Source organism: Streptomyces sp. NPDC055749 (assembly GCF_053617235.1).
In genome coordinates, this window is sequence record NZ_JBSHFH010000030.1 from 1 (window position 1) to 13,871 (window position 13,871).

Genomic DNA, 13,871 nt, shown 5'->3' on the forward strand with positions numbered 1-13,871 from the left:
GCCCCGCTCTCCGTGAGGAGAGCGGGGCGGACCCTTTGCCGTATGGGTGGCACCGCCATGCAGCACCCACAAGGCGTTCAGGGGTTATCCGAAGCGGCCGGAGATGTAGTCCTCGGTGGCCTGGACCGACGGGTTGGAGAAGATCCGTTCCGTCTCGTCTATCTCGATGAGGCGGCCGGGCTTGCCCACCGCCGAGAGGTTGAAGAACGCCGTACGGTCCGAGACACGGGCCGCCTGCTGCATGTTGTGCGTCACGATGACGATCGTGAAGCGCTCCTTCAGCTCACCGATCAGGTCCTCGATCGCGAGGGTCGAGATCGGGTCCAGGGCCGAGCAGGGCTCGTCCATGAGGAGGACCTGCGGCTCGACCGCGATCGCGCGGGCGATGCACAGGCGCTGCTGCTGGCCGCCGGAGAGCCCGGAGCCGGGCTTGTTCAGGCGGTCCTTGACCTCGTTCCAGAGGTTGGCGCCGCGCAGCGACTTCTCGACCGTGTCGTTCAGCTCGCTCTTGCGGTACTTGCCGTTCAGGCGCAGCCCCGCCGCGACGTTGTCGAAGATCGACATGGTCGGGAACGGGTTCGGGCGCTGGAACACCATGCCGACCGTGCGGCGCACGGTGACCGGGTCGACGCCCGGGCCGTACAGGTTCTCGTCGTCCAGCAGCACCTTGCCCTCGACGCGGCCACCGGGGGTGACCTCGTGCATGCGGTTCAGGGTGCGCAGGAAGGTGGACTTGCCGCAGCCGGACGGGCCGATGAAGGCGGTCACGGAGCGGGGCTCCACGGTCATCGAGATGTCCTCGATCGCCTTGTGGCTGCCGTAGTAGGCGGTGAGACCGCCGATGTCGATTCGCTTGGCCATGTGGATCACTGCTTCTTTCGGGAGGTCGCTGATGGCCGCGTCAGCGACCGGTCTTGGGGGCCTTCCAGCGGGCGATGCCGCGGGCCACCAGATTGAGGATCATGACGAAGGCGATCAGGACCAGTGCAGCGGCCCAGGCGCGGTCGTACGACGCCTCGCTGCCGATCTTGTACTGCTCCCAGATGTAGAAGGGGAGCGACGACTGGGCGCCTTCGAAGGGGTTCGGGTTGATCAGCTGGGCACCGAAGACCAGCAGCATGATCGGTGCGGTCTCACCGGCGATACGGGCGATGGCGAGCATGACGCCCGTCGTGATGCCGCCGATCGCGGTCGGGATGACCACCTTCAGGATGGTGCGCCACTTCGGGATGCCGAGTGCGAGGGATGCCTCGCGGAGCTCGTTCGGTACGAGCTTCAGCATTTCCTCGGTGGAGCGGACCACGACCGGGATCATCAGGATCGTCAGGGCCAGTGAGCCCATCAGGCCGGACGGCTGGAGTCCCGCCATCAGCATGATCGAGAGGATGAAGAGGCCGGCGACGATCGAGGGGATGCCCGTCATCACGTCGACGAAGAAGGTGACGGCCTTGGCCAGCGCACCCTTGCCGTACTCGACCAGGTACACGGCGGTCAGCAGACCGAGCGGGGCGGAGATCACCGTGGCGATTCCGACCTGCTCCAGGGTGCCGATCAGCGCGTGGTAGACGCCGCCGCCCGGCTCCGTACCGAGCACACCGGCCATGGAGTGGGTCAGGAAGTAGCCGTCCAGCACCTTCATGCCGCGGCTCACCGTCGTCCAGATCAGGGACGCGAGCGGGACGATGGCGAGGAGGAAACAGACCCAGACGATGCTGGTGGCGAGACGGTCCCTGGCCTGGCGCTGGTTCTCGACGACCGTCGTGGCGACGTACGAGATGGCCACGAACAGCAGCGCGGAGACCAGGCCCCACTGGATGCGGCTCTGCCAGCCGGCCGCCGAGCCGATCCCGATGCCGAGCGCGACCGAGACGAGGGCGAAGGCGGCCGGGGCCCAGCGGGGGAGAGTCCGGCTGCGCAGTGTGTTCTCGCCCGTGGGCGGAGTGGGCGTCGGGAGTTCCTGGACGCTCGTGTGTGTGGTGCTCATGCGTTGGCCCCCGAGTACTCCTTGCGGCGGGCGATGATGAGCCGCGCGGCGCCGTTGACCAGCAGGGTGAGAACGAAGAGGACCAGGCCGGAGGCGATCAGGGCGTCACGCCCGAGCTGGTTGGCCTCGTCGAACTTCGCGGCGATGTTCTGGGCGAACGTGCCGCCGCCCGGGTTGAGCACATGCAGCGAGATGAGGAAGCTCGGCGACAGGACCGTGGCTACGGCCATCGTCTCACCGAGCGCGCGCCCGAGTCCCAGCATCGACGCGGAGATCACGCCGGAGCGGCCGAACGGCAGCACGGAGAGGCGGATGACCTCCCAGCGGGTGGCGCCCAGGGCGAGCGCGGCTTCCTCGTTCATCTTCGGGACCTGGAGGAAGACCTCGCGGCTGACGCTCGTCACGATCGGCAGGATCATGATCGCGAGCAGGATGCCGACGGTGAAGAGCGAGCGGGCGACGCCGACCTCGGTCTTCTCGAAGATGTACGTCCAGCCGAAGAACTGGTCGAGCCAGAGGTTCAGGCCCTCCAGGTACGGCACGAGGAACAGGGCGCCCCAGATGCCGTAGATGATGCTCGGCACTGCGGCCAGCAGATCGACGACGTACGCGAGGGGCGCGGCCAGCCTGCGGGGCGCGTAGTGCGAGATGAAGAGGGCGATGCCGACAGCGATCGGAACCGCGATGGCCATCGCGATGATCGAGCTGACGACGGTGCCGAAGAGAAGGACCGCGATGCCGAAGACCGGCGGATCACCGGCCGGGTTCCAGTCGAAGGTGGTGAAGAAGTTGGCTTCGTCCTTCGAGACGGCGAGTACGGCGCGGTAGCTCAGGAACACGGCGATGGACGCCATGAGCACGAGCAGCAGAATGCCTGAACCCTGTGAGAGGCCCAGGAAGATCTTGTCGCCTGCGCGCCCGGTGGACCTGGCGCGCTTCTGTGGGGCCGGCGGGGCCGGTGGTGTGTCTATCGGTGTGATGGTTGCCATGCGTCTTTCCGGTCTGTGTGGGGGAGCGAGTGGCTCCCCTGGCGGCGGTGCACCGGATGGGTTGTGTAGGGCGGGCGGCGGGCCGGTCCGGAGAGGTGCGCCGGACCGGCCTGCCAGGTGTCGCTAGGTGTTGCCGGGTGCTGCGAGGTGTTACGAGAGACCGGCGACGGTCTCGCGGACCTTGGCGTTGATCTCGGTCGGGATCGGGGCGTAACCGGCGTCGGTCAGGACCTTCTGGCCCTCGTCCGATGCGGTGTAGGTCAGGAAGGACTTGACCGTGGAGAGGGTCTCGGCCTTGTTGCCGCTGTCGCAGACGACCTCGTACGTCACCAGGACCAGCGGGTAGGCACCCTCGGCCTTGGTGGTGTAGTCCAGGTCGAGCGCCAGGTCCTTGCCGGTGCCCTTGACCTTGGCGGCGGCGATGGCCTTGGACGCGTTCTCCGAGGTGGCCTTCACCGGGGCGGCGCCGCCGGTGTTGATGTCCACGGTGGTGATGGACTGCGAGGAGGCGTACGAGAGCTCGAAGTAACCGATCGAGCCGTCGACCTGCTTCACCTGGGCGGCGACGCCGGAGGAGCCGGACGCGGCCTGGCCACCGGGGGCCGGCCACTTCTTCTCGGCCTCGTACTTCCAGTCACTCGGCGCCGCGGCACCGAGGTACTTGCCGAGGTTCTGCGTGGTGCCGGAGTCCTCGGAGCGGTGGAACGCCTGGATCGCCTTGTCCGGCAGCTTGACGCCGTCGTTGAGCTTGGCGATCGCCGGGTCGTTCCACTTCTTGATCTTGTTGTCGAAGATCTTGGCGAGCGTGGAGGCGTCCAGCGTGAGGCTGTCGACACCCTCCAGGTGGAAACCGACGGCGATCGGGCCGCCGACCATCGGGAGGTTGATGCCCTGGCCGGTCTTGCAGATCTTCTTCGACTCGGCGACCTCTTCGGGCTTGAGCGCCGAGTCGGAGCCGGCGAAGCCGACGGTGCCCTGGTTGAAGGCGATGATGCCTTCGCCGGAGGAGGAGGACTTGTAGTTGATCTCCACGCCGGAGCAGGCGGCCATGTAGTTCTTGACCCAGAGGTCCATGGCGTTCTTCTGCGCACTGGAGCCGGAGGCCAGGAGCTGACCCTTGGCGCCGTCACACTTGATGTTCGACGCGGCGCTGGTCTTCTCGCCGGTGCCGCCGGTCTCGCTGCCAGTGTTGTTGTCCGAACCGCACGCCGTGAGGACCAGGGCGCCGGAGACGGCGAGGGCACCGAGCGCGGTGGCACGAAGCCGGTTCTTGCGCTGAAGCTTCACTTCGGGTGTTTCCTTCCAGGAGCCGCCGTGGTCGTTTCGTTCTACGACGGCGTGCGATGAGGAATGGTGCTGTGGCTTGGCGCCGCGCACCGTGTACGTCCGAAATTAGGCAGAACAGGTGAAGCCGCCTACGGGTCAGAGTGAACGGAAGGTGAACCGTGTCGGACGGGCTGGTTCTGCCGCCCGGATCACCGGCGAGTCACCGGCGGGACCCGGACTCGGACACTGTCCTCAGACGCGGGACAGGAAGGCTGTCAGCTGGGTTCGGTCACGGAGGTGGGTCAGCCGGTTGCGGGCTGCCACCGGGGAGAGCCACAGCACCCGGTCCACTTCGTCGTTCGGCGTGAAAGTGCCGCCCGTCGCCTCCGCCGCCCAGTACGCGACCTCTTTCGGGCGGCCGTTCACCTCGTACCGGGACGTGGGCAGGCCGGGACCCGGGGTGCAGTGGTGGCCGGTTTCCTCCAGGACCTCGCGCAGCGCGCCCGCCAGCGCCGTCTCGCCGCGCTTCAGCTTGCCCTTGGGGAACGACCAGTCGTCGTAACGGGGCCGGTGCACCAGGCAGATCTCCAGCCCCCCGTCGTACGGCGAGCGGCGCCACAGCACGCAGCCCGCCGCCAGCACGGGGCCGGCCGGCTCGCTCATGGGCCCGTCACGGCCGCCGTGTACGGCCAGGTCTCCCGGAACACACTGCGGGCCGCCTCCACCTCGTGCCGCTGGTCGGCGTGGAGCACCCCGAGTGCGTACGCCGTAGCCGGGGCGATCCGCGGTGTCCGGGCCGCCGCAGCCGCGGCCGAGGCCGCCTCCGCCGCGTCCCGGTGCAGGTCGAGCGCCTTCCCCGCCCCCGCCAGGACCGGATCGGGCGTGCCCCGCACGACCTCGTCGGCGTACCGGTGCAGCCGCAGCAGCAGACGGGCCTGATGCCAGGGCGCGTCCTGAGCCTCGTTGTACGGCTCCACCGCCTCGTCGGGCGGCAGGGCCGCCACCGCGACGAGCAGCCGCTTCTCGGTGCGTTCCGCCGGGTCGTACAGCGTCTCGGCGGCCGGAGCGGCGGCCGAGGCGGCCAGCGGTACGTCGGAGGCGAGCAGCGCGACGGCGTCGGCGACCGCGTGGAAGCGGGAGGAGCCGAGCGCCTGGAGGGCCGCGGAGTGGGCGCGCGTCCGGGCGAGGGTCAGCTGCCGTTCGAGGAGCGCCCCGGCCCGTGCCGCACCGACGCCGAGCGCGGCGCGCTCCTTGTCGGAGGCGGCGGAGGCGGTATCAGGGTTCCCGGTGGCGGAACGGGCCGCCGGCAGCGTCGTCCCCGACAGCCCGTGCAGCGCTTCGAGGAGCCGGGTCAGCCGCGTGGCGTACGCGTGTTCACGGGCCAGCGTGCCGGAGAGCCAGGCCAGTTCCGTACGGAGCTGGTCGGCCCAGCTCGCGTCGAGCACCCCCCGGAACGTGTGCAGCGACCCGCCGATCCGGCGGGCCGAGCGGCGCAGCGCACCGGCGGCCTCTTCCGCGCCGCGGCTGCCGCCGTCGGTCGGCGCGCTGTGCTCGCGGTGCAGCCGCAGGCTGCGCAGGAAGTCTCCGGCCTGCGTCTGGAGATACGGTCCGAGGACCGCTCCCGCGGAGAGTTCCGCGGGGAGTTCCGCGGTCTCCCGCGTCGTCGTCTGATGATCAGGGCGTCGCACGCCGGCGCCTCCGGGCGTCAATGAGCATCTCTTGTACGTGTCGCAACGGCTGCCCGTCCCCGTCGGTGGCGTGCCGCGTCCAGTTCCCGTCGGGACCGAGGTGCCAGGAGGAGGTGGTGTCCGCCATACCTGTTTCCAGGAGCCGGCTGAGGGCCGCGCGGTGGGCGGGGTCGGTGACCCTGACCAGTGCTTCGATCCGGCGGTCGAGATTGCGGTGCATCATGTCGGCGCTGCCGAACCAGACCTCGGGCTCGCCTCCGTTGCCGAAGGAGAAGACCCGGGAGTGTTCCAGGAAGCGGCCGAGTATCGAGCGGACCCGGATGTTCTCGGAGAGGCCGGTGACGCCGGGGCGTATCGCGCAGATACCGCGTACCCAGATGTCGACGGGCACGCCCGCCTGCGCGGCCCGGTAGCAGGCGTCGATGATCGCTTCGTCGACCATCGAGTTGACCTTGAAGCGGACGTACGCGGGGCGGCCCGCGCGGTGGTGGGCGGCCTCCTTGTTGATCCGGGCGACCAGCCCGTCGCGCAGGGACTTCGGGGCGACCAGCAGCCGGCGGTACGTCTCGCGGCGCGAGTAGCCGGAGAGCCGGTTGAAGAGGTCCGAGAGGTCCGCGCCGACCTGCGGGTCCGCCGTGAGCAGGCCGAGGTCCTCGTACAGGCGGGCGGTCTTGGGGTGGTAGTTGCCGGTGCCGACGTGCGAGTAGCGCCGCAGGGTGTCGCCCTCCTGGCGGACGACGAGCGACAGCTTGCAGTGGGTCTTCAGCCCGACGAGGCCGTAGACGACGTGGCAGCCGGCCTCCTCCAGCTTGCGGGCCCACTTGATGTTGGCCTGCTCGTCGAAGCGGGCCTTGATCTCGACGAGTACGAGGACCTGCTTGCCGGACTCGGCGGCGTCGATCAGGGCGTCCACTATCGGCGAGTCACCGGAGGTGCGGTACAGCGTCTGCTTGATCGCGAGGACGTCCGGGTCGCCCGCCGCCTGCTCAAGGAACGCCTGGACGGAGGTGGAGAACGAGTCGTACGGGTGGTGCAGCAGGACGTCCCGCTCGCGCAGCGCGGCGAAGATGTCGGGCGCGGATGCGGACTCCACCTCGGCCAGGTCCCGGTGGGTGCCCGCGATGAACTTGGGGTACTTCAGCTCCGGCCGGTCCAGCGACGCTATGCCGAAGAGGCCGGTGAGGTCGAGCGGTCCCGGCAGCGGGTAGAGCTCGGTCTCGGAGATCTTCAGCTCGCGTACCAGCAGGTCAAGTACGTACGGGTCGATGGACTCCTCGACCTCCAGGCGGACCGGCGGGCCGAACCGGCGCCGCATGAGCTCCTTCTCCAGGGCCTGGAGCAGATTCTCGGCGTCGTCCTCCTCGACCTCCAGGTCCTCGTTCCTGGTGACCCGGAACATGTGGTGGGCGAGGACCTCCATGCCGGGGAAGAGCTCTTCGAGGTGGGCCGCGATGACGTCCTCGATGGGGACGTACCGCTGCGGCGACGCCTCCAGGAACCGGGTCAGCAGCGGCGGCACCTTCACCCGGGCGAAGTGCCGGTGGCCGCTGACCGGATTGCGTACGACGACGGCGAGGTTGAGCGAGAGCCCCGAGATGTACGGGAAGGGGTGCGCCGGGTCGACGGCGAGGGGGGTCAGGACCGGAAAGACCCGCTGCCGGAAGAAGGTGAACAGGCGGGCCTGCTCCTTCTCGGTCAGCTCGGGCCAGCGGATCAGCTGGATGCCCTCGTCGGACAGCGCGGGGGCGATGTCCTGCTGGTAGCAGGCGGCGTGCCGGGCCATGAGTTCGCGCGAGCGCGTCCAGATGAGGTCGAGGACCTCGCGCGGCTGGAGGCCGGACGCGGAGCGGGTGGCGACGCCGGTGGCGATACGGCGCTTGAGACCGGCGACGCGGACCATGAAGAACTCGTCCAGGTTCGACGCGAAGATGGCGAGGAAGTTAGCCCGTTCGAGGAGGGGGGTCGCCGGGTCCTCGGCCAGTTCGAGGACCCGCTCGTTGAACGCGAGCCAGCTGCGCTCCCGGTCGAGGAAGCGTCCCTGGGGCAGTTCGTCGCCGTCCCGGTCGGGTTCGTACGCATCCGCGTCGGCGTCGAGATCGGGGTCCAGATCGGCTGCTGTGGAGAATCCGACGCCGTTGGAACCCGTGCCGGCGACGGCGCGGGGCCGGTGCGCGGCGAGTGAGCCGACCGACGGCTGGGCGGGCTGGACCGGGACCTCGGAGCTGGGCTGCTGGCTCATGGACCTATTGTTCCGCGTGGACGGCTCCTGGGGCGCGTCGGAGCCCGGAAAGATCGCGGAAGGCCCGTCGGACCCACGGGGTCTGCCGTTGCGGGGGGTGGGCACAGCTGGCTGCATCCCGTGAGGGTCGCAAGCGCTTCTGAATGGCTGGTAACGGCGACATGACATGCAGGCTGCGGTGTGCGGGTTTGGTGGGGCCGGGGTGGGGGCCCACCGTACGCCTCGCCCGGCCGGGCGAGGCGTACGGCCCTGATCAGCTGTGCAGGCGGCGCAGGGCGCGGAAGGCGAGGGCTACGGCGAGGGCGGCGAGGGCGAGCAGGATGCCGGTCTCCACGAGCTGGAGGGGCCAGAAGTGCGAGGTGGGGTGGTAGTCGAGGTAGCGCGATGTGACGTCGTTGCGGGCCAGGCACTCCTTGAGTTCGCTGGTCGGCTCCCAGCAGAGGTCGGGTGGCAGCCGAGTCCCACTGCTGGTCAGCCAGCCGTTCTCGACGACATATGCGTCGCGGGGGAATCCGTGGAAGCTCCTCAGCAGGTAGGCGTCCGTACGAACCGGCCAGAGACTGCTGCGTACGGTGCTCAGGGCGAAGACCACCAGGCCTGTGGCGAGCACGGTCACCGACATGGCGGCGACGGTGCGCCGCACCAGCAGCCCGGCGAGTGCGCCGAGAGCGAGCCCGAGCAGGGCGTATGCAACGGGTACGGTGCCGAGCGAGCCGTACACGAAGCGGTCGTACCAGGGGGCCTCCCGGTAGTAGCCGTTCTCGTTCTGCCACCAGAACCACGCGCAGGCGGCGGAGAGCACGGACGTCGCGGCCAGCGTCAGCACGGCAGGCGCGGCAAGTTTGGCGGCCAGCCAGCGGGCGGGCGAAACGGACTGGGTCCACGCCAGTTTGTGGGTGCCGCTCTCCAGCTCACGGGCGATCAGCGGGCCGGCTGCGAAGGCCCCTACGAGCGCGGGCAGGACGACCATCAGGAGCCCGGCCCATGAATGGGAGTCGTTCAGCCACAACTGGTTGTCGACGAAGTCGCGGACCGTCTGGTCGCACCCCGAGACTCTTTTCTCGACCGAGCAGCCCGTCGCGGCGAAGGTGTCAGCCGCATGATCGGTCCACAGCAGGACGCCGACCAGGGCAGCGATCGCCAGGAGCACCACCGCGCCCAGTGCCTGGAATGCCCGCCGGTGCTGCCGTACGACCACGCGGGCGGGCCCGCTCGGTATGAGGGTCTTCATGCGGACGCCACCGCCTCACGGCTCTCGCGCTGCGCGCTCGGCGTGAGCAGCGGCGGCGCGTCCGGGGAGCGGAGGTGGGCGAGGAGCAGTTCCTCCAGCGATGGTTCCGTCACGTCCCAGGCGATGTCGTCCACCGGGCCCTCCGTCCGTACGAGCGCGGTCAGCTGACGTCCCGTCGTGCGGGACTCGACAACCGTGTGCGGGGCGAGATCGCGGACCTGTCCGGTCAGGACCGCGTGCGCGGCGACGATGTCGTCCGTCTCGCCGCCGAGCCGGACCCGGCCGCCGTCGACCAGGAGGACGTAGTCGCACGCGCCCTCCAGCTCGGTGAGGATGTGCGAGGACATCACGATGGTGGTGGCGTGCTCGGCGGCCTCCGCCATCAGGACGCCCATCAGCTGGTGGCGGGCGAGCGGGTCGAGGTCGGCCATCGGCTCGTCCAGCAGCATCAGCGCGGGCCGCTTGCCCAGCGCCAGCGCGAGCGCGAGCCGGGTGCGCTGACCGCCGGAGAGGGAGCGGACCTTGGCGTCCTGCGGGAGGGACGAGGTGATGCGGCCGGCCGTGGGCGGATCCCAGCTCGCCGGGTTGAGCTCCTGGCCCGCCCAGAGCGTGTCGGCCACCGTGAGCTGCGGGTACAGCGGCTTGTCCTGGGACACGTACGCGATGCGGTCCCGCACCTCGCCCGGCGCGTCGGAGCCGAGCACGCGGACCGATCCCTCGGTCGGCCGGAGCAGGCCGGCCGTCAGCGCGAGCAGGGTGGACTTCCCCGCGCCGTTGGGGCCGACGAGGGCGCAGACCCGTCCGGCGGGCAGCCGGAACGAACAGTCGCGCAGCGCCCACCTGCCCGCCCCGCGGCCGTACTTCATACCGAGGCCGTTCGCCTCGATCGCGGCGCCTGTCATTGGTCCTTGTCCCCCTTGTATGTGCTGTCCAGTACGGCGGTGAAGAGCGCGCTCACGTCGTCCTTCTCCAGTCCTGCGGTGCGGGCCCGGCGGACCCAGTCGGCGAGCTCGGAGCGCAGCGGCGCGTCGGTGGCCGTGGCCGCGCTGCCGAGCGTGCGGCGGACGAAGGTGCCCAGCCCGCGGCGCGCCTCGACGAGGCCCTCGCGTTCGAGTTCGCGGTACGCCTTGAGCACGGTGTTGGGATTGATGGCCGTGGCCTCCACGACCTCGCGGGCGGTGGGCAGCCGGTCGCCGGGTTCCAACACGCCCAGGCGGAGGGCCTGTTTGGTCTGCTGGACGATCTGGAGGTACGTGGCGATGCCGCTGCGCCGGTCGATGCGGTACTCGACCGCTGCGGACTCTGCCATGTTCACCACCCTTTCACTAATTGAGTAGTGAAAGGGTGGCGTAAGGAAGGGGCGGCGTCAAGAGACGCCGCCCCCAGGGGTGTTGCAGGAGCCGGCTCAGGACTCCGTGCGGTACATCAGGTCCACCTCGTGCGTCACGAAGCCCATCCGCTCGTACACCTTCAGGGCCGCCACGTTGTCCGCGTCGACGTACAGCATCGCCGTCGGCAGCGCCTCGGCTGCCAGGTGGCGCAGGCCGATCGCGGTCAGCGCCTTGCCGAGGCCGCCGCCCTGCGCCTCGGGGAGGATGCCGACCACGTACACCTCGCCGATCTGCTCCTCGGCGTGCACCTTCGTCCAGTGGAAGCCGATGAGCTCCCGCCTGCCCTCCACCTCGCGTTCGGCGAGGAAGAAGCCCTTCGGGTCGAACCAGGGCTCGGCCTTGCGGTCGTCCAGGTCCCGCTGGGTCAGGGAGCCCTGCTCGGGGTGGTGGGCGAAGGCGGCGCGGTTGACCGCGAGCCAGGCCGCGTCGTCCTCGCCCGGGACGAACGTACGGATGGTGACACCCGGCGGCAGCGTCGGTTCCGCGATGAGCGATCCGGCCAAGGGGCGTCGGAGCTGGCGCAGTTCGCGGAAGAGGGAGAGGCCGAGCACCTGGGCCAGATGCCGTGCCGCGGACTTTCCGCCGTGCGCCCAGACCCGCAGCCGCTTGCCCGTCGCGGCGAGGAGCGCGGCGCCGAGCGCGCGGCCGTGCCCGTGGCCGCGGTGGGAAGGATGGACGACGAGCTCGGCGGCCGGTGCCTCGACGGGGTCGGTGTCCTCCAGCTGTGCGTACCCGGCGAGTACGCCGTCGATGGTGAGGAGGAAGTGCCGTACGCCTTCGCGGTGCCCGCCCCTGAGCTGAAGACGCCCCTGCTCGGAGACCGCCTGCCTGCCGTCGGTCCGGGTGGCCTCTGCGAGCAGGTCGAGGACGGCTTCGGCCAGCTCGGGGGTGAGCGCGTCGAGGGTGTGAATCTCGCGTCCGGGGGAGGGGAGGGGTACGTCTGTCGTCATGTGTACGAGCGTACGGCGGGCGGGGTGGGGGAGGTGGGGGTGCGGCGCGGGTCGGCACGCGTCCGTGGCCGCGCGGGGCGTACCGGCTGGTCGAGCGTCCCCGCGCCGTGACGTTTCTGCCCTGCTGTGTACGCCAAAGGGGGGATGTGCGGTGTTCGGCCCCGTACCGACCGGGAAGCAACCCGGTCGTAACCCGAAAACCCTGTCGCGCTACGCGCGTTGACTCTAGGCTGCGTCCGAAAAACTCTTCACCCTCTCCACATCTCCCAAACCTCCCGCTGAACTCAAAGGGGACCGATGTCAGCGACTCCGCAGAAGAACCGCGCGTCCCGGCGGGTGCTCGCCGCCGCGGCCGGTCTCGCCACCGTCGGCGCACTCGTCGCCGCGATGCCGGCCGGTGCCGATGACCGGGGCACGGACCACCACGGGTCCGGGCGCACCGTCGACGTGCAGCTGCTGTCCTTCAACGACCTGCACGGCAACCTGGAGCCGCCGGCCGGTTCGGCAGGCTCGGTCACCGAGAGGCAGGCCGACGGTACGACGAAGGCCATACCCGCCGGTGGCGTGGAGTACCTGGCGACCTCGCTGCGCACGGCGCGCGAGGGCCACCCGTACTCCGTCACCGCGGCCGGTGGCGACATGGTCGGCGCGAGCCCGCTGCTGTCCGGTCTCTTCCACGACGAGCCCACCATCGAGGCGCTGAACGGCCTCGACCTCGATGTTTCCGCCGTCGGCAACCACGAGTTCGACGAGGGCGCCACGGAGCTTGGCCGCCTCCAGAACGGCGGCTGCCACCCGGTCGAGGGCTGCTACGAGCAGGGCAAGACGTTCGAGGGCGCCGAGTTCCCGTACCTCGCGGCCAACGTGACGAACGAGAAGACCGGCAAGCCGATCCTCAAGCCGTACACGGTGTGGAAGAAGAACGGCGTCAGGATCGGCTTCATCGGGGTGACCCTGGAGGGCACGCCGAACATCGTCACGGCCAACGGCGTCAAGGGACTGGAGTTCCACGACGAGATCGAGACGGTCAACAAGTACGCCAAGGAGCTGGACCGCCAGGGCGTCAAGTCCATCGTCGCGCTGATCCACGAGGGCGGCGCCCCGGCCTCCACCGCGTACAACTACGACTGCGACAGCCCCGGCGCCGGTGACGGCATCTCCGGGCCGATCGTCGACATCGCCAAGGGCATCACGCCGAAGGTCGACGCCCTTGTCACGGGCCACACACACCAGGCGTACGTCTGCACCGTCCCGGACCCGGCGGGCAAGCCGCGCATGGTCACTTCGGCCTCGTCGTTCGGCAAGATCTACACGGACACGACCCTCACGTACGACCGCCGCACAAAGGACATCGTCCGTACGTCGGTGAAGTCCGCGAACCACGTGGTCACCCGGGACCAGGCCAAGGCCACCGACATGACGGCCCTGATCGCCCGCTGGAACACTCTCGCGGCGCCGATCGCCGGCCGCCCGCAGGGCTTCATCTCCGCCGACATCAACGGCCGCGGCTCCACGGTCCCCGAGAAGCCGCTCGGCAACCTGATCGCCGACGCACAGCTGGAGGGCCTGGCCCCGGCGGACAAGGGCGGGGCGCAGGTCGCCTTCATGAACCCGGGCGGTATCCGCTCCGACCTCGTCTACACGGCCTCCGGCAGTGAGGGCGACGGAGTGGTGACGTACGGCGAGGCGTTCACCGTCCAGCCGTTCACCAACATGATGAACGTCGTCGACCTCACCGGCGCGCAGCTGATCGCCGCGCTCCAGCAGCAGGTCAGCGGCTCCAACGAGGCGTCCCCGAAGATCCTCCAGGTGTCCGAGGGCCTCACCTACACGCTGGACATGACGAAGACGGGCGCGGCCCGCGTGGTCGTCGACAGCGTGAAGCTCAACGGTGCGGCCATCGACCCGGCGGCCTCCTACCGCGTCGCGATGAACGAGTTCCTCGCGGGCGGCGGCGACGGCTTCCCGGCACTCGGCCAGGGCACGAACAAGCTGGTCGGCGCGTCCGACCTGGACCTGTTCAACGCCTACCTGGCGGCGCACTCCACGGCCTCCGCGCCGCTGGCGCCGCCGGCCACGGGCCGGATCACGATCATCAAGTAACCGCGTTTTCCCACCCGATCGCCGGACGGG

Annotated in this window: 12 protein-coding genes; 1 reads left to right on the forward strand and 11 read right to left on the reverse strand. The window is 69.8% G+C overall.

The window, feature by feature from the left end; genetic code table 11:
• Positions 1–84 precede the first annotated feature (84 nt).
• The 11 genes from pstB to mshD all read right to left on the reverse strand — a co-directional run bounded on the left by pstB (position 85) and on the right by mshD (position 11,738).
• The gene (gene pstB, locus ACWGO0_RS22185) at positions 85–861 is read right to left on the reverse strand and encodes a phosphate ABC transporter ATP-binding protein PstB (protein ID WP_453537550.1); all 777 of its coding nucleotides are present in this window, start codon (positions 859–861) and stop codon (positions 85–87) included.
• A 40-nt stretch (positions 862–901) separates the two neighbouring features.
• On the reverse strand, positions 902–1,984 hold the full coding sequence (gene pstA / locus ACWGO0_RS22190; RefSeq protein ID WP_453537553.1) for a phosphate ABC transporter permease PstA: 1,083 nt from the start codon (positions 1,982–1,984) through the stop codon (positions 902–904).
• A complete protein-coding gene (pstC, locus tag ACWGO0_RS22195; protein ID WP_453537556.1) occupies positions 1,981–2,973 on the reverse strand; it encodes a phosphate ABC transporter permease subunit PstC in 993 nt (330 codons plus the stop codon). Before pstC ends, pstA begins: the two co-directional genes overlap by 4 nt.
• Before the next feature lie 150 nt (positions 2,974–3,123).
• Positions 3,124–4,260, reverse strand: coding sequence for a phosphate ABC transporter substrate-binding protein PstS (gene pstS / locus ACWGO0_RS22200; protein WP_453537559.1), 1,137 nt, complete (start codon positions 4,258–4,260; stop codon positions 3,124–3,126).
• Between the two features lie 231 nt (positions 4,261–4,491).
• A complete protein-coding gene (locus ACWGO0_RS22205) occupies positions 4,492–4,902 on the reverse strand; it encodes an NUDIX hydrolase (protein WP_453537562.1) in 411 nt (136 codons plus the stop codon).
• Entirely contained in the window at positions 4,899–5,927 is a 1,029-nt protein-coding gene (locus tag ACWGO0_RS22210) for a CHAD domain-containing protein (protein ID WP_453537565.1), read from the reverse strand. The genes ACWGO0_RS22205 and ACWGO0_RS22210 overlap by 4 nt, the downstream gene beginning before the upstream one ends.
• Positions 5,914–8,166, reverse strand: a complete 2,253-nt coding sequence (locus ACWGO0_RS22215) for an RNA degradosome polyphosphate kinase (protein WP_453537568.1) — start codon at positions 8,164–8,166, stop codon at positions 5,914–5,916. Before ACWGO0_RS22215 ends, ACWGO0_RS22210 begins: the two co-directional genes overlap by 14 nt.
• 253 nt (positions 8,167–8,419) lie before the next feature.
• Positions 8,420–9,397 (reverse strand): hypothetical protein, encoded by a 978-nt coding sequence (locus ACWGO0_RS22220; RefSeq protein WP_453537571.1) that lies wholly within the window; start codon positions 9,395–9,397, stop codon positions 8,420–8,422.
• Entirely contained in the window at positions 9,394–10,299 is a 906-nt protein-coding gene (locus ACWGO0_RS22225) for an ABC transporter ATP-binding protein (protein ID WP_453537574.1), read from the reverse strand. The genes ACWGO0_RS22220 and ACWGO0_RS22225 overlap by 4 nt, the downstream gene beginning before the upstream one ends.
• Positions 10,296–10,706: a GntR family transcriptional regulator gene (locus ACWGO0_RS22230; protein WP_453537577.1), complete on the reverse strand. Its 411-nt coding sequence runs from the start codon at positions 10,704–10,706 to the stop codon at positions 10,296–10,298. The genes ACWGO0_RS22225 and ACWGO0_RS22230 overlap by 4 nt, the downstream gene beginning before the upstream one ends.
• A 96-nt stretch (positions 10,707–10,802) precedes the next feature.
• A complete protein-coding gene (mshD, locus tag ACWGO0_RS22235) occupies positions 10,803–11,738 on the reverse strand; it encodes a mycothiol synthase (RefSeq protein ID WP_453537580.1) in 936 nt (311 codons plus the stop codon).
• A 297-nt stretch (positions 11,739–12,035) separates the two neighbouring features.
• Here mshD and ACWGO0_RS22240 point away from each other — a divergent pair, with 297 nt between their 5' ends.
• Positions 12,036–13,841 (forward strand): bifunctional metallophosphatase/5'-nucleotidase, encoded by a 1,806-nt coding sequence (locus ACWGO0_RS22240; protein WP_453537583.1) that lies wholly within the window; start codon positions 12,036–12,038, stop codon positions 13,839–13,841.
• Positions 13,842–13,871 lie beyond the last annotated feature (30 nt).

Excerpts from the sequence above, each read along its gene's own strand:
- pstB (WP_453537550.1), bottom strand. The coding sequence starts at position 861 with ATGGCCAAGCGAATCGACATCGGCGGTCTCACCGCCTACTACGGCAGC.
- pstA (WP_453537553.1), bottom strand. The coding sequence starts at position 1,984 with ATGAGCACCACACACACGAGCGTCCAGGAACTCCCGACGCCCACTCCG.
- pstC (WP_453537556.1), bottom strand. The coding sequence starts at position 2,973 with ATGGCAACCATCACACCGATAGACACACCACCGGCCCCGCCGGCCCCA.
- ACWGO0_RS22205 (WP_453537562.1), bottom strand. The coding sequence starts at position 4,902 with ATGAGCGAGCCGGCCGGCCCCGTGCTGGCGGCGGGCTGCGTGCTGTGG.
- ACWGO0_RS22215 (WP_453537568.1), bottom strand. The coding sequence starts at position 8,166 with ATGAGCCAGCAGCCCAGCTCCGAGGTCCCGGTCCAGCCCGCCCAGCCG.
- ACWGO0_RS22220 (WP_453537571.1), bottom strand. The coding sequence starts at position 9,397 with ATGAAGACCCTCATACCGAGCGGGCCCGCCCGCGTGGTCGTACGGCAG.
- ACWGO0_RS22225 (WP_453537574.1), bottom strand. The coding sequence starts at position 10,299 with ATGACAGGCGCCGCGATCGAGGCGAACGGCCTCGGTATGAAGTACGGC.
- ACWGO0_RS22230 (WP_453537577.1), bottom strand. The coding sequence starts at position 10,706 with ATGGCAGAGTCCGCAGCGGTCGAGTACCGCATCGACCGGCGCAGCGGC.
- mshD (WP_453537580.1), bottom strand. The coding sequence starts at position 11,738 with ATGACGACAGACGTACCCCTCCCCTCCCCCGGACGCGAGATTCACACC.
- ACWGO0_RS22240 (WP_453537583.1), top strand. The coding sequence starts at position 12,036 with ATGTCAGCGACTCCGCAGAAGAACCGCGCGTCCCGGCGGGTGCTCGCC.